Origin of the sequence: Streptomyces sp. NPDC051211 (assembly GCF_040689505.1) — a bacterium.
Taxonomy (GTDB): domain Bacteria; phylum Actinomycetota; class Actinomycetes; order Streptomycetales; family Streptomycetaceae; genus Streptomyces.
The window spans coordinates 174,096-190,750 of the sequence record NZ_JBFBAV010000005.1 but is presented as its reverse complement, the minus strand read 5'-3'; the positions used below and the strand labels follow the sequence as shown (position 1 = coordinate 190,750).

14 protein-coding genes are annotated in these 16,655 nt (G+C 72.8%); 8 read left to right on the top strand and 6 right to left on the bottom strand.

Going from position 1 to position 16,655, the window contains the following annotated elements; genetic code table 11:
- The first annotated feature begins 219 nt into the window (after positions 1 to 219).
- From metG to AB0447_RS08295, 3 genes are all read left to right on the top strand, one after another.
- A complete protein-coding gene (gene metG / locus AB0447_RS08305; RefSeq protein WP_366475741.1) occupies positions 220 to 1,938 on the top strand; it encodes a methionine--tRNA ligase in 1,719 nt (572 codons plus the stop codon).
- 164 nt (positions 1,939 to 2,102) lie between these two features.
- Positions 2,103 to 3,374 (top strand): hypothetical protein, encoded by a 1,272-nt coding sequence (locus AB0447_RS08300; RefSeq protein WP_366475740.1) that lies wholly within the window; start codon positions 2,103 to 2,105, stop codon positions 3,372 to 3,374.
- Between the two features lie 114 nt (positions 3,375 to 3,488).
- Positions 3,489 to 4,214 (top strand): antibiotic biosynthesis monooxygenase, encoded by a 726-nt coding sequence (locus AB0447_RS08295; RefSeq protein ID WP_366475739.1) that lies wholly within the window; start codon positions 3,489 to 3,491, stop codon positions 4,212 to 4,214.
- 16 nt (positions 4,215 to 4,230) lie between these two features.
- On the opposite strand, the gene AB0447_RS08290 is transcribed toward AB0447_RS08295, so the two are convergent.
- Positions 4,231 to 4,890: a response regulator transcription factor gene (locus AB0447_RS08290; RefSeq protein WP_366475738.1), complete on the bottom strand. Its 660-nt coding sequence runs from the start codon at positions 4,888 to 4,890 to the stop codon at positions 4,231 to 4,233.
- Entirely contained in the window at positions 4,878 to 6,161 is a 1,284-nt protein-coding gene (locus AB0447_RS08285) for a sensor domain-containing protein (RefSeq protein ID WP_366475737.1), read from the bottom strand. The genes AB0447_RS08290 and AB0447_RS08285 overlap by 13 nt, the downstream gene beginning before the upstream one ends.
- A gap of 261 nt (positions 6,162 to 6,422) precedes the next feature.
- On the opposite strand from AB0447_RS08285, the gene AB0447_RS08280 reads away from it, so the two are divergent.
- Together AB0447_RS08280 and AB0447_RS08275 are read left to right on the top strand one after the other, a co-directional pair.
- A complete protein-coding gene (locus AB0447_RS08280) occupies positions 6,423 to 7,064 on the top strand; it encodes a hypothetical protein (protein WP_366475736.1) in 642 nt (213 codons plus the stop codon).
- 29 nt (positions 7,065 to 7,093) lie between these two features.
- Positions 7,094 to 7,858 (top strand): hypothetical protein, encoded by a 765-nt coding sequence (locus tag AB0447_RS08275; RefSeq protein ID WP_366475735.1) that lies wholly within the window; start codon positions 7,094 to 7,096, stop codon positions 7,856 to 7,858.
- Between the two features lie 30 nt (positions 7,859 to 7,888).
- Here the strand turns inward: AB0447_RS08275 and AB0447_RS08270 are convergent, their stop codons facing one another.
- The 4 genes from AB0447_RS08270 to AB0447_RS08255 form a co-directional block, all read right to left on the bottom strand.
- Positions 7,889 to 9,301, bottom strand: a complete 1,413-nt coding sequence (locus AB0447_RS08270; protein WP_366475734.1) for a pyridine nucleotide-disulfide oxidoreductase — start codon at positions 9,299 to 9,301, stop codon at positions 7,889 to 7,891.
- Positions 9,298 to 10,485, bottom strand: coding sequence for an MAB_1171c family putative transporter (locus tag AB0447_RS08265; RefSeq protein WP_366475733.1), 1,188 nt, complete (start codon positions 10,483 to 10,485; stop codon positions 9,298 to 9,300). Before AB0447_RS08265 ends, AB0447_RS08270 begins: the two co-directional genes overlap by 4 nt.
- Positions 10,482 to 11,039, bottom strand: a complete 558-nt coding sequence (locus tag AB0447_RS08260) for a toxin-antitoxin system, toxin component (RefSeq protein ID WP_366475732.1) — start codon at positions 11,037 to 11,039, stop codon at positions 10,482 to 10,484. Before AB0447_RS08260 ends, AB0447_RS08265 begins: the two co-directional genes overlap by 4 nt.
- 65 nt (positions 11,040 to 11,104) lie before the next feature.
- Positions 11,105 to 11,779, bottom strand: coding sequence for a helix-turn-helix transcriptional regulator (locus tag AB0447_RS08255; RefSeq protein ID WP_366475731.1), 675 nt, complete (start codon positions 11,777 to 11,779; stop codon positions 11,105 to 11,107).
- Between the two features lie 218 nt (positions 11,780 to 11,997).
- Between AB0447_RS08255 and AB0447_RS08250 the strand changes: the two genes are divergently transcribed.
- The 3 genes from AB0447_RS08250 (at position 11,998) to AB0447_RS08240 (ending at position 16,645) form a co-directional block, all read left to right on the top strand.
- Positions 11,998 to 12,996 carry a helix-turn-helix domain-containing protein gene (locus tag AB0447_RS08250; RefSeq protein ID WP_366475730.1) on the top strand — a complete coding sequence of 333 codons (999 nt, stop codon included), beginning with the start codon at positions 11,998 to 12,000 and terminating at the stop codon, positions 12,994 to 12,996.
- A gap of 90 nt (positions 12,997 to 13,086) precedes the next feature.
- Positions 13,087 to 14,439 (top strand): 6-phospho-beta-glucosidase, encoded by a 1,353-nt coding sequence (locus AB0447_RS08245; protein ID WP_366475728.1) that lies wholly within the window; start codon positions 13,087 to 13,089, stop codon positions 14,437 to 14,439.
- Between the two features lie 109 nt (positions 14,440 to 14,548).
- Entirely contained in the window at positions 14,549 to 16,645 is a 2,097-nt protein-coding gene (locus tag AB0447_RS08240; protein WP_366475727.1) for an MDR family MFS transporter, read from the top strand.
- Positions 16,646 to 16,655 lie beyond the last annotated feature (10 nt).

Here is a 16,655-nt window from a genome sequence, read left to right as displayed (position 1 = left end):
CGGGGCACGGGAGGCATCTGCCGCCAGCCTTCCAGCGTCGAGGAGTCCAGGTGGCCCGTAGCGAAAACCTGGTGACAATCCGTTCCCCAATGGTCACTCTGGGACCGTATCGGATCGGTCCCACCCCGTGGGCACGGATCGGGCGGCTCCGGCGGTTCGATACGATGAGCCCCTTCACGACCGGTCACACACCGCACATATGAAATGGAGCATCCCAGGATGGCTCGACACCTGATCACCAGCGCGCTTCCCTACATCAACGGGATCAAGCACCTGGGCAACATGGTCGGGTCGATGCTTCCGGCGGATGTGTACGCGCGGTACCTCCGCCAGCGCGGCCACGACGTCCTCTACATCTGCGCCACCGACGAGCACGGCACCCCCGCCGAGCTCGCCGCCAAGGAGGCCGGTCTCTCGGTCGCCGAGTTCTGCGGCCAGGCGCACGACGCGCAGAAGGCGGTCTACGACGGCTTCGAGCTGTCCTTCGACTACTTCGGCCGCAGCTCCTCGGAGCAGAACCGCGAGATCACCCAGCACTTCGCGCGGCAGCTGCAGAAGAACGGCTTCATCGAGGAGCGGGCGATCCGGCAGGTCTACTCGCCGGTCGACGGCCGCTTCCTGCCGGACCGCTACGTCGAGGGCACCTGCCCGCACTGCGGCTACGACAAGGCTCGCGGCGACCAGTGCGAGAACTGCACCCGCGTGCTGGACCCGACCGACCTGATCGACCCGCGTTCGGCCATCTCCGGCTCCACGGACCTGGAGGTCCGCGAGACCAAGCACCTCTTCCTGCTGCAGTCCAAGCTGCAGCACGAGGTCGAGGCCTGGGTCGCGGAGCACGAGGAGGAGTGGCCGCAGCTGGCCTCCTCCATCGCCCGCAAGTGGCTGACCGAGGGCCTGCACGACCGCGCCATCACCCGCGACCTGGACTGGGGCGTCCCGGTCCCGGCCGACACCTGGCCCGAGCTGGCCGCCGAGGGCAAGGTCTTCTACGTCTGGTTCGACGCCCCGGTCGAGTACATCGGCGCGACCAAGGAGTGGTCGGACGCCGACCCGGAGAACCGCGACTGGAAGTCCTGGTGGTACCAGGCCGAGGACGTCCGCTACACGGAGTTCATGGCCAAGGACAACGTCCCCTTCCACACGGTCATGTTCCCGGCCACCGAGCTGGGCGTGCGCGAGCCGTGGAAGATGGTCGACTACGTCAAGGCCTTCAACTGGCTGACCTACTACGGCGGCAAGTTCTCCACCTCGCAGAAGCGCGGCGTCTTCACCGACCAGGCCCTGGAGATCCTGCCGGCCGACTACTGGCGCTACTTCCTGATCGCCAACGCCCCCGAGTCGGACGACTCCTCGTTCACCTGGGAGCACTTCACCGCCACGGTCAACAAGGACCTCGCCGACACCCTCGGCAACTTCGTCAACCGGGTGCTGTCCTTCTCCCGCAAGCGCTTCGGCGACGACGTGCCCGCGGGCAACGCGGCCGGCGAGGCCGAGGCCAAGCTCGGCGGGCAGATCGCCGAACTGCTGGCCGAGTACGAGGGCCACATGGAGACCCTCCAGTACCGCAAGGCGGCCGCAGCGCTGCGCGCCCTGTGGTCGGCGGGCAACTCCTACCTGGAGGAGAAGGCCCCCTGGCTGGAGATCAAGACCGACCCGGAGGGCGCGGCGCTCACCCTGCGCACCGCGATGAACCTCATCCACCTCTACTCGGTGGTCTCCGAGCCCTTCATCCCGGCCTCGGCGCGCGCCATGCGCACCGCCTTCGCGCTGGACGGCGACACGGCCGCCTGGGTCACCCCGGAGCAGGCCCGGTCCCTGGACGCCGTCCCGGCCGGCACCCCGTTCACCGTCCCGCCGGTGCTCTTCGCGAAGATCACCGAGGAGGACCTGGACGCCTACCGGGAGCGCTTCGGCGGCTCGGTCGACGCCGGCTGACCCGTCCGAGAGTGTGCTGAGGGGCGCGATCCGCAAGGATCGCGCCCCTCGCGCGTGTCCGTGCCGGGCACCACCGCCCGTTCACCGCAGTAGGGGAAACCCCACTCCCACATGTCCACTTGGGCGTGCAGACCGGGACCGGGGCCGGCGGCTGCAATGGCCGCATGACGATTTCCCGTACCTCCTGGGCGGTGGCCGGCTGGCTGCTGGCAGCCGCCTGGGCGCTCTCCTTCCCCCTGCTCTCGACACTGGAGCCGCACCGGCTGTGGGGCTGCTGCGCGGCCGCCGGGTACCTTGCTGCCGCGGCCGCCCACGGGTTCCGGCGGCCGCGCGCCGCCCTCGGCCTGGCCCTGGCCGGGGCGGTGGCGGCCCCCCTCCTGTGGCTGGTGCTCACCGGGCAGGGGCAGTCCGAGGTCGCGGTGATCGAGCGCTCGGGCCGGCTGCTGCTGGAGACGGGCAGCCCGTACGTCGACCGGCCCGAGCGGGTCGGCGAGTACACCCCGTACCTGCCCGGAATGGCGCTGCTCGGGGTGCCCAGGGCGCTGCTGGGGGACACGGGCTGGGTGGTGCGGCTGCTGGGGGACGCCCGGATCTGGTGTGCGGCGGTGCTGTTCGGCGGCATGTGGGGCGGACGGCGGCTGCTGGGCGCCCGCGGTGTCGTGTTCCCGGCGCTCGCCGCCTCCCCGGTGATCGCGCTGCCGCTCGCCGTCAGCGGCGTGGACCTGCCGCTGGCCGGCCTGTGCTGCCTGGCCCTGGGCGCTGCCGCGGCGGGGCGGCCGGTGCTCGCCGGGGCCGTGCTGGCCGCGGTGTGCGCGCTGAAGTGGACGGCCTGGCCGGCCGTTCCGGTCGTGGTGGCGCTGATGGCGTGCCTGTGGGGGCGGCGGGCCGCCGTGCGCTGTGGGGTGCTCGCGGTGGCAGGAACGGCCGCGCTGGTCCTGCCGGCCGCCCTGCTCCAGCCGGCCGAGCTGGTCCGGCAGGTCGTGGCCTTCCCCACCGGGCGGGGGGCCGTACCGACCCCGGCGAGCAGCCCGCTCCCGGGGCGCCTGCTGACCGAATTCGTGCCCGGGGGCTGGTACGTGACGGTGGGTCTGCTGCTGGCCGGGGGACTCGCGGTGGGCCTCTCCCTGGTGCTGCGGCCGCCGCGCAGCCTGGTGGCGGCGGCGGACCGGCTCGCGCTCGGCCTGACCCTGGCGTTCCTGCTGGCTCCGGCGGGCCGCTTCGGCTACCTCGCGCTGCCGGTGCTGCTCGTGCTGTGGGCGCGTACGGCGGCACGTGCGGCGACGCCGGCCCATGCGGCGGCGGCACCTGCGGCGACGGCGGCACCTGCGGCGACGCCCGCCCTTGCAGCGGCGGCGCCCGCGGCGACGGGCTCGCGGATCGTGGCCGGCGGCGCCGGCCGGCCGCCCGTACCGGCCGGTTCCCCGGCCCGCCCGTGACTCCGCTTGACCTCGAGGGCACTTGAGGTCGGAAGATCAGGACACGGAACGAAACCCGGGACGGAAACCGGGACCGAAACCGGGAAACCGAACGGGAAAGGGACCACCATCACCATGAACGCCGTCGCCATCGCCACAGCCCTGCCGGATGCCCGCCCCGACCTCGCCCGCCCCCAGGTGGGCATCGTCAAGGTCAGCACCTGGCGCGTCGGCACCCCCGAGCGGCAGCGCGCCGCCGTCGACGCCATCGCCCGGGCCTGGCAGAGCCGCCCCTGGCCGGCCGTCGGACTCCTCTCGTACACGGTGCACATCGGCACCGACGGCGACACCCTCCTGCACTACTCGCAGTGGACGGACGAGGCGGCCTACGAGGAGTTCTTCCGCACCTTCCGGGACGACCGCAACGCGGAGATCGACGCGGCGGTACCCGGCATCGAGCGGGTCGGCCTGCACTTGTACACGCCGTACCGCTCGACGGGGCTGGGTGCGCGGACGAAGGCCCCCGGCTGCGTGGTCGCCGTGGACGCCGAGTTCGAGGGCACCGACCCGGGTGCGGCGCAGGCCTGGGTGGACCTGGTCCTCGATGCCCTGGCGAGCGACCCGGCCCCGGCGCCCGGCGGGATCTCCGGCACCTTCCACATCGGTACGGACGGGCGGCGGATGTTCAACTACGCCGAGTGGGAGAGCGAGCAGGCCCACATCGACGCGCTGGCCGCGCCCGGCCGGGGCATCGGCTCGGCCACGCCCGAGTGGCGGAAGGTCCTCGGCTTCCCCGGGGTGACCGGCAACGTCTTCCGCCGCTACCTGCCCGCGCTGAGCCTGGCCCCGGGCACCGAGTAGACCGGCAGGGGCGGCCTCAGGGGGTGTCCCCGCCACGCAGGTGCGCCAGCACCGCCAGCACCCGCCGGTTCCCCTCCGCCGGGTCCAGGTCCAGCTTCATGAAGATGCTGCCGGCATGCTTCACCACGGCCGCCTCCGTGATGAACATCCGGGCCGCCACCGCCTGGTTGTTGAAGCCCTCGGCCATCAACGCCAGCACCTCCCGCTCGCGCGGGGTCAGCCGGCCCAGCGGGTCCTCCGCCGGACGATGGCTCAGCAGCACCCGTATGACCTCGGGGTCGATGACCGTCTGGCCGCCCGCCACCCGTTCCAACGCGTCGAGGAACTCGTCGACTTCGCCGACCCGGTCCTTGAGCAGGTAGCCCAGCCCGGCCGCCGACCCGCCGGTGAACAGCTGGGTCGCGTACGCGGTGGCCACGTACTGGGACAGCACCAGCACCGGCAACGAGGCGTCCACGGCCCGCAGTTCGAGAGCGGCCCGCAGCCCCTCGTCCCGGAAGTCGGGCGGCATCCGGACGTCCGTGACGACCGCGTCGGGCCGCTCCGCGGCCACGGCCCGCCGCAGCGCCGGGGCGTCGCCGACCGCCGCGATGACCTGGTGGCCGCTGCGCGTGAGCAGTTCCACCAGCCCGGCCCGCAGCAGGACGGAGTCTTCGGCCAGGATCAGCCGGAGCACGGCACCTCCACACGCAGTTCGGTCGGCCCGCCGACCGGACTCGATACCACCAGTCTGCCCCTCAGCATCGCCACCCGGACCGCGAGCCCCGCCAGACCGGCCCCCGCGGAGGGGTCGGCCCCGCCGCGGCCGTCGTCGGTGACGGCGAGGGTCAGCATCCCGTCCGCCACCCGGCCGGCCACCTCGACCCGCGAAGCACCGCTGTGCTTGGCGGCGTTGGCGAGGGCCTCGGTGACCGAGAAGTACGCGGTCACCTCGACCGGTTCGGGCAGCCGGGGCACGTCCAGATCGACCGTCACCGGGACGGGGTGCCGCAGCGCCACCTCCGCGACCGCCGCCGCCAGCCCGTGATCGGTCAGCACTTGCGGATGGATGCCCCGTACCAGGTCCCGCAGTTGCGCCAGGGCCTGCTTGGCCTCGCCCCGGCCGCGGGCCACCAGCTCGGCGGCCGCGGCTGCCGCCGGGACGCCGCGCAGTTCCCGCTCGGCCAGCCCCAGCGTCATGCTCAGCGCCACCAGCTGCTGCTGCGCTCCGTCGTGCAAGTCCCGTTCGATCCGCCGCCGTTCGGCCTCGAAGGCGTCCACCAGCCGTACCCGGGACCGGGTCAGCTCCAGCACCCGGCCGTCCTCCTCGCGCGGCCCCAGCAGCAGCCGTGCCACGCGCACCTGCGCCCGGGCCAGCAGCCCCCCGGCGTACGCCGCCGCCACCAGCCCCACCAGTCCGGCGGCGGTACCGCCCAGGCCCTCCAGGGGCCCCGACACCGCACGGCCGGGTATCAGCATCACGGTGTCGGGTGCGATGGCCCACACCGTCACCGGGGTGGCGACCAGGATCAGCGAGAAGGCCAGCAGGACGGTCACCCCGAACCCGGCCGGGCCGAACACCACCGCGAGCAGGCCGGCGTAACCGAACTCCCGCCAGGTGGCCCGCTCCCGCAGCCGGGTCCGCAGCCAGGCGAACGGCCCGGCCCCGGCCAGCGCCCCGTGCGGAGCGGCCACCGGTGCCGGCTCCACGAACCGGAGCCTCCGGCGCTCCAGCGCCCCGACCGGCACCCCGGAGACGGCCGCCGCGGTCAGCAGCAACAGGCCGATCCCGAGCAGCGAGGACAGGATCCCGACGCCGATCAGCACGACCAGTGCGGCCAGCACCGCATACCCGAGCACGGCCCCCGAGGCGTGGTACCCCCAGCACCGCCAAGGCCACCAGGACAGCAGGAACCGCCGGGGCCCGCTCCGCATCACCGACCCGAGGGCGTCAGGGGGTTCGGGCATGCGGAAGACCTCCGGATTCGGGTGCGGGCGGTCTCCGAGCCTACGTCAGACCGTCACGACACCACCGCGCCCGGCCGACCGGCCCGGTGCCCGCCCGCTGACCCATCCGCCGACCGCCCGCTGACCCGTCCGGGGACCGTCCGCTGACCCGTCCGGGGGCACGGCGTGTCGTAGTCGCTCCGTGATCGTTTCTCCAGCCGAAGGACCGTATCGGCAGGTCGGTTCGGCGGCCGATGACTCGGGAGGACGGGTGGGATCGCGGTGACCGCTTGGCAGTTGCTGGCGGGCGTGGGCGTCGCCGCGGCGCTCTGTCCGCTGCACGGTTTCGTGGACGTGGGCGACGGCGCTGCCCGCGTCGACGCGTGCGTACCGGCCACCCCGCTCCCGCCCTTGGCCTCGGTCATCCCGGTCGCCCCGTCGGCCTCGGCGCCCCCATCGGTCCCCGGACCCTCGGCGAGTGCGCGTCCCGCCTGCCCCACCGTCCGCCACAGCGGCCGCGCCTGCGGCCCGCCGCTGCGTACGAGCGGCCGCCCCACCCCGGTGACCGGACCGGCCGCGGCTCGCCCCGCCCCGCGGGCCCGCATCCCGGTCACCGGCCGGCCCGCGCCCGCTGCCGGGCCGGGGCCGGCTGCGGACACCCCGCCGGGGGCGGCCCCCGTACCGGCGGCGGACCGCGCGAGCCCGCCCGCCGAAGCCACCGCCCCGGCCGGTCCTGCCGCCCGGGCGGCGGCCGCTGCGGCCCCGGCGGACCCGCGGTTCCGGTTCCGCCCCTACCGCTCCGCCGCCCTGCCGCGGCGCGGCCAGGACGGCCTGTCCACCATGATGCTCATGGCCGTCGTGACCACCCCGGCCGTGCTCGCGGCCGCCGCCCTGCGTCCGCGATCCAAGAGCCGCGGCGCCTGATCCTGCAACCCCAGAACGGGAGCCCCCTCGTGTCCGAATGGCTGGTCCTGGCCATCGCCATGGCGCTCGCCTGCGCCCTCGTCCTCTCCATCACCGCGATCCGGCACCGCCGGGTGTCCGAGGACGAGGACACCAGCGAAACCCCCGACGTCATCGAGTACATGACGATGATGGTCGGCGTGGTCTACGCGATCGTGCTGGGCCTGGCCATCGCCGGAGTCTGGGAGGCGCGCGGCGCCGCCGAGGACAGCGTGCGCCGCGAGGCGCAGGCCCTGTACGAGGTCACCCAGCGCGCCGACGTCTACCCCGCCGCCGTACGCGACCGGATCCGCGGCGAGGTCGACGCGTACGTCGCCCACACCGTCAGCGTGGACTGGCCGCGGCTGACCTCCGGCGAGACCCCCAGCGAGGAGGGCGCCACCCTGCTCGCCAAGCTGCGGACCGACGTCACCCACCAGAGCCCGGCCACCGAACTCCAGGCCCAGGCCTACCAGCCGCTGCTGGACCACATCGCCGCCGCCGACGACGCCCGGCACTCGCGGACCCAGAGCTCGGAGGCCACCCTGCCGGGCGTGGTCTGGTTCGGGCTGCTCACCGGGGGAGTGGTCACCGTCGGGCTGATCTTCACCCTGCAGATCCGCCGCTCCGGCCGGGAACTCCTGCTGGCCGGCCTGTTCAGTGCGCTGATCGTGTTCCTGCTGTTCCTGGTGTGGAGCCTGGACGCACCCTACGGCCGGGAAGGAATCGATTCGGCGGCCCCGTTCCAGGACCTCTTCCCCGCCTTGAAGATCTAGGCGCTGTCCGGCCGCTGGGCGTGGGAGCCGTTACGGGGTCTCCGTGAACCGCCGCTCGTCCTCGGTGAGCGGCGGTGCCGTCAGGGGCAGCCGCTGCGGGCCGCGGGCGACCGCGAAGGCCACCTCGGGCTTCAGCAGCGCGTGCGCGGGGGCCGACAGGGTCATCACGTCGAACAGGGTCTTGGTCACCAGCGGGCGGCTGGTCGCGGTGAGCATCAGCCGGTCCACGTACCGCCGGAGCAGGAACGAGGAGCGGGCGGGCTGCTTGCCCTTTGCGCCCGGGTAGAGGATGTCCTGGGCCACGGCCAGGTCCCAGGCCGTGGCCACGGGTCCGGCGATCGCGCGCTGCACCCGGCGGGCGAACCCCGGCGCGCCGAACCCGCTGCGCACCAGCTCGTCGCGGAGCGCGAGGACGCCCTGTGCCGCCACCGTCATGCCGTGCCCGTAGACCGGGTTGTAGGTGGCGACCGCGTCACCGATGACGACGAAGCCCTCGGGCCAGTTCTTCACCCGCTCCAGGAAGTGGCGGCGGTTGACCGTCGAGCGGGTGACCACCACGTCCGTCAGCGGCTTGGCCCGCGCGATGAGCTCGCCGACGACGGGGTGGCGTACCCCGCGGGCGAAGTTCTCGAACTCGTCCACCGATGCCGTGGGCTGCCCGCCCCGGGTGCCGGAGAGGGTCACCAGCCAGCGTCCGTGCTCTATCGGCATGACGGTGGCGGTCTGACCGGGGACCGGGACGCGCGGGTCGGACTGGACGTTGACCACCGGGTAGTCCTCGGTGCCCTCAGGGGCCTGGAAGATCCGGCTGGCGTAGGCGAGTCCGGAGTCGACCTCCTCGCTGTGCACGGGCCCGACCCCGATCTCGCCGAGCAGGTGCGGTGCCCGTGAGCCGCGGCCACTGGTGTCGACCACGAGGTCCGCGTGGAGGACCCGTTCTCCCGTGTCCTCGTCCCGGATGCGGACTCCGGTGACGCGCTCCGCGGTGCCTTCCAGGCCCAGCAGCTCGGTGCGGTGAAGCACCGTCACCGAGGGACGGTGCACGATCTGCTCCCGTACCGTCCAGTCGAGCAGGTCACGGCTGCAGGCGATGAGGAACTGCATTTCGGGGAAGCGGCGGAACCAGCCGCTGGCCGACATGGAGACCAGGCCGGTGGGCAGGGGTATGCGCCGCGCCCCGGCGTCGAGCCAGCGGTCCGTGGTGCCGGGGACCAGCTGCTCGATGGCCCGGGCGCCGCCCGACCACAGCAGGTGGGCGTGGTGGGCCTGGGGCAGGCTGCGCCGCGGTTCGGGGGAGTCCGGCAGGGTGTCCCGCTCGACGACCGTCACCCGGTCGAAGTGTGCGTCGAGCGACGCCGCGGCCAGCATGCCGGCCAGGCCGCCGCCGACCACCACGGCGTGCCGGAGGGAGGGGCCGTCGTGGTCTCTGTGTGCTTCGCTCATTGAAGACTGCTCCCTGCCATGGCCGCGCGACTGCGGGCTGCTGCTACTACCGGTGAATGGCGCAGAGCGTGGGAAATACGGACCAGGTCGCGGGGGCCTTCGGCGGTATCGAGCACACTCTCCTGGCTCGATCCTATGATCTTGCCTTCCGGATCGGCCGCGCACGCCCGCACCGCGGCCGCGACCATGGCGGCGTCGGCGACGGCCCGGGCGGCGTCCTCGCCGAGGTCCGCGGCGACGGCCTGCCGGTACGCCCAGGCGCGCAACTCCTGGTCGAAATAGGGACCCAGCTGGAGGAATCCGTCGTGGATGTCGGACTCGCGCTGGATCACGCGCAGTTCGGCGGGTGACCACCAGGGCATCCGTACGCCGGGCGTGCCGACGGATCCGGCGGCCCGCAGTTCCTGCCACAGGGTGCGGAGCCGGCAGTACGTCGACCAGGCCATCCAGTTGTCGGTGAGGTGCTGGCAGAGCAGGGGCAGGACGAAGCCGATGGCGCTGATCAGCGCTCCGATGGAGGCGATCGGCGGGGCGGCGTAGGTGCTGAGGTGGTCCAGGTCGTGGCCGGTCCAGCGGGCGAAGACCGCGGTCAGCTTGGTGACGTCGTACCCCAGGTTGAAGAGGTAGCCGATCACGATGACCGTCAGGCCCAGGCGCAGCCAGCCGCGCACGCGCAGGGACCACCGCCAGCACATGGCCGTCATCACCACGGCGGCCACGGTGTGGGCGGCGAGGTAGAGCACGATCATCTCGCGGATGAAGGGGGTGCGCGCGTAGAACGTGTCGAGGTCGCGGAGCCGCTCCTCGGGTGCCTCCCCGAGCGCGAACAGCACGATCAGCGCCACGATCACCACGCCGTAGCCGAGGATCCAGCGCCTGGATATGCGCCGGGTCTGCTCGGGCGGCCCGCCGCGCCAGTTGACGATGAGCACCAGGCAGGAGGCACTGAAGGCGGTGATCAGGCAGTACACCAGCGGGGCGGAGAAGTTGGCGATCCCGGTCCAGCGGTTCACCGCGGCGATGGTGGGCGGGGCGGCGAAGGTGAAGACCGCCCCGGCCAGGATGAGCAGTGCGCAGACGGACCGCAGCAGCGGATCGCGCCAGTTGTGCCGCAGGGCCGGCAGTTTGAAGGCGAGAGAGATCGCCATCGCCGCGGCCGGTATGTAGTAGTCCTGGCCTTTCAACGATCGGCCCTGTGTCCCCGGTATCCGAGGGAGGCCTCGATGCGGCCGGCCAGCTCGTCGCGCTGGGCCGGGGCCCGGTGGCTCGCCGAGCCGGCCAGCCACGGGCGGCACTTGCTGCCCAGCAGCAGCCCGAACGACTCCGCCTCGGTCTCCTCCCGTACGTCGGCCCGGGTGCGGGCCGCGACCCGGCGGACCGTCTCGCTGAGGTCGGCCTCCTCGGACAGCAGCCGGGCGGCGACGGCCGCGCCGTCGACGTGGTGGCTGCAGTGGCCGGCCTTCATGTGCCACAGCTCGTGGCCGAGGATCACCAGTTGGTGGTCGGCCGCGGTCCGCTCCTCGACGACGACCAGGTCCCGGTCGGCCATGTCGAGCCAGAGCCCGCTGGCCGTGCCCGGCGGGAACGAGGCCATGCGGAAGTCGACCTTGCGGCCCCGGTGTCTGCTCATGCCGTCGCACAGGGCGGTGTAGAGGTCCACGGGTTCCACGGGGGCGGACAGCTTGATACCGGCCACCAGCTCCGCGCACAGCCGCCGCTGCTCTCTGCCTATGCTCACCGTTCTCCCCGTCGGAGCGGATCCGGATCAGGACTTGAAGGATCAGACCCAGATGTTCGACTGGGTCAGGATTCGGTCGATTTCACGCTTTCCAGCAGCAGGTCCAGCCATTCGGTCACCTTGTCCCGGTGTTTGTCGCTGGGAAGTTGAGCGGCCCGCCAGGCGATGCCGCGGACGCCGTGGTCCTGCAGCAGCCGGGCCAGCGGATCGTCCGTCTGCGAGGCGGTACTGCGGGCGGTCTCCCGTTCCCGCTCGCGGACCGCGAAGTCCTGGAGCAGCTGCTGCTCGGTGCGGAGCAGCGCGTCGGTGAGGGCGTCCGCGTCGTGGGCGGTCAGGAACCCGGCGTGCACCCCGAAGAAGCGCTGGATGGCGTCACAGTGCTCCATCGTGGGCCGTCGGTCGCCGTTGATCAGGGCGCCGGCCTGCTGACGGGACATGCCCGCGCCGTCCGCGATCTCCTGCTGGGTGTACCGGCGTCCGTTGGGCTTGACGCGGGTGCGCCGGAGCAGGTCCAGGCGTTGCAGGAACCGGGTCTGCAGGTCGGGCTCGCCGGCCGGGCGGCCCTCCAGCAGGGCTTTCACCACATCGGCCGGGACGCCGGAGGCCTCCGAGAGCCGGCGCAGGTTGAAGACCTCGCTCTGGTCGCGCCCGAGCTTGTCCGCGAGGTCGGCGACGCGCGCGACGGTGGCTGCCAGGGGCACGGTGGCCACCGCGACGGGAGCCGGGAAGCCGTCTGTCACCAGTGGTTCTCCTAGATCACGCGAGGTCGGTACGGACACGTGGTTGGCCCCTGGAGGCTAGCTGGTCAGCTGCCCGAGGGCTAGAACTTGCCACAGCTGTGGCGTGAATACGCTGTCAAGGGGCTGGAATTGCCACAATAGTTGACACTCGAATGATGTGGGTAGCAGGATCGCCACACGGAAACGAAGATCCAGACCGTGAGAAGGGGGAGCTCTCGGTGCCACATCTCGCAGCGGTGGGCCCGTCCGACGGCCTCTCCCGCGCCGTCCGGACCGGTGAGGAGCGCCCGGCGGGGGATGAGCCCGCCCGTGGCGCAGTGCGGCTGGAACGCCGCAAGGAGATTTTGCGCCAGCGCCGCGAGGAACTGGGCCTGAGCCAGGAGGACGTTGCCTCCCGCCTGCGCATCAGTGTGCGCGCGTACGGGAACTGGGAACGCGGCCTCGTCAAGGAGTGGACGGACCGCAAACTGCTCGCCCTGGCCGAGGCCCTGGAAATGAGCGAGCGCCAGTGCTTCTGGCTGTTCCGGGTCATGGTCGACCGCGACCCGCCGCCGACCTGGCGGGCCTCGGAGGAGAGCCGGCTGCCCCAGGACCCGGCGCAGCGCGACTACCTGCGCGACTACGCCGCCCTGATGGAGGCCGTCCCGTACCCCAGCTTCCTGGTGGACCACCGCTGGGACGTGGCGCTCACCAACTCCGCCTTCGACCAGCTCTTCCAGTCCGTCCGCCCGCACCCGACCGCGCTGCCGGACGACAACTTCCTCCGGTTCGTGCTGTTCCACCCGGACGCGGCCGCCGTACTGGAGGACCACGAGCCCGCCTGGTGCGTGCCGCTGCTGGCCCAGTTCGCCACCGCGCTCGCCGCCGACCCGGAGGACGAGGGCCTGCGGAGCATCCGTCAGGAGGTGGCCCGCGACCCGTTCATGGAAGCCGCCTACCGGTACGGGGTGCCGCACTGGCTCAGCACCTACGGTGCCGAGGCCGCCGAACGCGACGGCGCGGTCCTCGCCGTCCGCCACCCGGACCCGCGCCTCGGCCTGGTCCGCTGCCGGATCGTGTCCGAAAACGGCCGGATGCTCGACGCCATGGGACTCACCCGGATCACCCTGGTCCTGTCCACCCCGCAGGGGCTGCCCGCAGGCCCCGGACCCGGCAGCTCCGGCGCCCCGCGCCAGGCTGCTCCCCGGCTGCGCGCCGTGCCGCCGCTCGGAGAGTGAGCCGGTCGGCCACACTGGTGACACTGCCACCGCCCGCGACGCGACGGTGGTGGCAGCGGGTGCCGGGAGCTGACGAAGGGCGGTAGGGGCGTGCGGCTGACGATCCTCGGCGGAGGCGGATTCCGGGTGCCGCTCGTGTACGGAGCGCTGCTCGGCGACCGGGCCGAGGGGCGGGTGACCGGGGTGACCCTCTTCGACGAGGACCCCGGCCGGCTCACCGCCATCGCCCGGGTCCTGGCCGACCAGGCGGACGGAGTGCCCGACGCGCCGCCCGTGACCGCCACCAACGACCTCGACGAGGCCCTGCGCGGCGCCGACTTCGTCTTCTCCGCCATCCGCGTCGGCGGGCTCGACGGGCGCGCCACCGACGAGCGGGTGGCCCTGGCCGAGGGGGTGCTCGGCCAGGAGACGGTGGGCGCGGGCGGGATCGCGTACGGCCTGCGGACCGTCCCGGTGGCCCGCGCGCTGGCCCGCCGGATCGCCCGGATCGCCCCGGACGCCTGGGTCATCAACTTCACCAACCCGGCCGGCCTGGTCACCGAGGCCATGCAGGAGGAACTCGGCGACCGGGTCATCGGAATCTGCGACTCCCCGGTCGGACTGGGCCGCCGCATCGCCCGTGTGCTGGGCGCAGCCCGGCCCGCCGAGGCCTGGATCGACTACGTGGGCCTCAACCACCTGGGCTGGGTGCGCGGCCTCCACCTCGACGGCCGGGACGAGCTGCCCCGGCTGCTAGCCGACCCCGAGGCCCTGGAGTCCTTCGAGGAAGGGCGGCTGTTCGGCGCCGAGTGGCTGCAATCGCTCGGCGCCGTCCCGAACGAATACCTCCACTACTACTACTTCAACCGCGAAGCGGTCCGCGCCTACCAGGAGGCGAAGCAGACCCGCGGTGCCTTCCTCCGCGACCAGCAGCAGGCCTTCTACGCCGAGGCGGACCGCCCCGGGCAGCCGGCCGGTGCGGCCCTGGCCGCCTGGGACCGGACCCGGGCCGAGCGCGAGGCCACGTACATGGCGGAGAACCGCGAGGCGGCGGGCGCCGGCGAGCGGGAGGAGGGCGACCTGGAGTCCGGCGGCTACGAGCAGGTGGCGCTCGCGCTGATGCGGGCCATCGCGCGGGACGAGCGGACCACCCTGATCCTCAACGTCCGCAACCGCTCCACGCTGTCCGTCCTGGACTCGGCGGCCGTGATCGAGGTTCCCTGCCTCGTCGACGCGAACGGTGCGCACCCGGTGGCGGTCGATCCGCTGCCGTACCACGCGGTGGGGCTGGTCACCGCGGTCAAGGCGGTGGAGCGGGAAGTGCTGGAGGCGGCGTGGACCGGCTCCCGGGCCACCGCGGTCAAGGCCTTCGCGCTGCACCCGCTGGTGGACTCGGTGGCGGTGGCGCGGCGGCTGCTGGACGGGTACACGGCGGCCCATCCGGGCCTGGCGTATCTGGGCTGATTCCGGCCAGGGGCCGCCCGTACGGAACGGGCCGCGGATCGGGCCGGGGGCCGGGTCGTGGACCGGGTCGGGGACCGGGGTTGCGGTAGCCCGTACGGGCCAGTGCCGCATGCGGGGGTCCGGTCCCGCTGTGAGAGTGCGAGATGTGACCACTGCCCCCGCCGTCGCCGAGGCGCCCCCGGTTCTGGACCGGCGACGGCGCAACGTCGTCTTCGGGACGATCATGCTGGGTGTGCTGCTGGCCGCACTCGACCAGACCATCGTCGGCACCGCGCTGCCCACGATCGTGGCAGACCTCGGCGGAGCCGCCCACATGTCCTGGGTGGTCACCGCCTACCTGCTCGCGGAGACGGTGGCCACCGTCCTGGTGGGCAAGTTCGGCGACCTCTTCGGCCGGAAGGTCATCTTCCAGATCTCTGCGGTGGTGTTCATCACCGGCTCCTTCCTGTGCGGCCTGGCCGGCAACATGACCCTGCTCATCCTGTGGCGGGGCCTACAGGGCATCGGCGCCGGCGGGCTCATGGTCACCTCCATGGCACTGATCGCCGATGTGGTGCCGCTGCGCGAACGCGGCAAGTACCAGGGCGCGATCGGCGCCGTCTTCGGCGTCGCCACCGTCATCGGGCCGCTGCTCGGCGGCCTCTTCACCGACCACCTGAGCTGGCGCTGGGCCTTCTACGTCAACGTCCCGATCGCGATCCTGGTGGTCATCGCGGCCGCCCGCACCATCCCCTCGGTACGCTCCGCCGTCCGCCCGGCCATCGACTACCTCGGCATCGCCCTGGTGGCCGCCGGTGCGAGCGCCCTGATCCTGGCCACCAGCTGGGGCGGCAACGAGTACGCATGGGGCTCACCGCTCATCCTCGCCCTGTTCGCCGGCGGCGCGCTGGCCCTGGCCCTGTTCTGCCTGGTCGAGACCCGCGCCGCGGAGCCCATGCTGCCGATGCGGCTGTTCCGCAATCCGGTCTTCACGGTGTGCTCGGTGCTCAGCTTCGTGGTGGGCTTCGCCATGCTCGGCGCGATGACCTTCCTGCCCACCTATCTGCAGTACGTGGACGGGGATTCGGCCACCGTGTCCGGCGTACGGACCCTCCCGCTGGTCATCGGCCTGCTGCTGGCCTCCGTCTTCAGCGGCAACGTCACCGCCAAGACCGGCCGGTACCGGGTCTTCCCCATCGTCGGTTCCCTGGTCATGGGCATCGGCCTCTACCTCCTGTCCCTGATGGGGCCCGGCACCGGCGCCTGGACGGCGTCCCTCTACATGTTCGTGCTCGGCACCGGCATCGGCCTGTGCATGCAGGTCCTGACCATCGCCGTGCAGAACACCGTCGACTACGCCGACCTCGGCACCGCCACCTCCGGCGTGACCTTCTTCCGTACCCTCGGCAGCTCCTTCGGCACCGCCGTGTTCGGCACCCTGTACGCCAACAGCCTGGAACCGGGACTGCGGTCGGCGGTCGAAGAGGCGGCCCGGGCCACCGGTACCGACCCGGCCGCACTGGGGGAGGCCGCGCAGAGCCCGCAAGGGGTGCACGCACTCGAACCCGCCGCCGCCGGCCCCGTCATCGACGCCTACGCGGACGCCCTGCACACCGTGTTCCTGTGGACCGTCCCGGTGGCCGCGGTCGGCTTCGTCGTCGCCCTCTTCCTCAAACAGGTCAGGCTGCGCGACAGCGCCCGGGCCGGCTCCACGGACATGGGCGACGGCTTCGCCTCCCCGGCCACCGCCTCCGGGGACTCGGCCAAGCTGCTGGAACTCGCGGTCGGCAAACTCGTCCGCACCATGGGCCCGGAGACGGCCCGCGCCATCGTGAACGCCTCCGACACGCGGCTCGACATGGCCGGGGCCTGGACGGTCATGCAGGTGGACCTGCTGACCCGGACGGTCGGCCACGCCAGCCTCGGCCTGATCGCCGTGCGCCGCTCGCTGCCCCCGGAGGTGCTGCTGCCGGTGTTCGACCGGATGGTCGAGGAGGGCTATCTCAGCCGCGAGGGCAACTTCTTCTCGCACACCCCGGCGGGACGGCGGGAGGCCGAGGTCATCTCGCGGGCCTGGGCGGACTGGCTCGGCGCCCAGCTGGAGAAGGACCGGGGGCGGCCGAGCAGCAGCGAACTGCGGGCGGCGGCGGACGCGATCGCCAAACGGCTGCTGGCCGAGGACCTGGGCGAGGGCAACTTCGCGCCGCGGTCGGCGCTCCGGGCATAGGGGGCCGGCT

What these genes read in the sequence shown, in the direction of transcription:
- metG (WP_366475741.1), top strand. Translation starts at nt 220, where the DNA reads ATGGCTCGACACCTGATCACCAGCGCGCTTCCCTACATCAACGGGATC.
- AB0447_RS08300 (WP_366475740.1), top strand. Translation starts at nt 2,103, where the DNA reads ATGACGATTTCCCGTACCTCCTGGGCGGTGGCCGGCTGGCTGCTGGCA.
- AB0447_RS08295 (WP_366475739.1), top strand. Translation starts at nt 3,489, where the DNA reads ATGAACGCCGTCGCCATCGCCACAGCCCTGCCGGATGCCCGCCCCGAC.
- AB0447_RS08285 (WP_366475737.1), bottom strand. Translation starts at nt 6,161, where the DNA reads ATGCCCGAACCCCCTGACGCCCTCGGGTCGGTGATGCGGAGCGGGCCC.
- AB0447_RS08270 (WP_366475734.1), bottom strand. Translation starts at nt 9,301, where the DNA reads ATGAGCGAAGCACACAGAGACCACGACGGCCCCTCCCTCCGGCACGCC.
- AB0447_RS08240 (WP_366475727.1), top strand. Translation starts at nt 14,549, where the DNA reads ATGCGGGGGTCCGGTCCCGCTGTGAGAGTGCGAGATGTGACCACTGCC.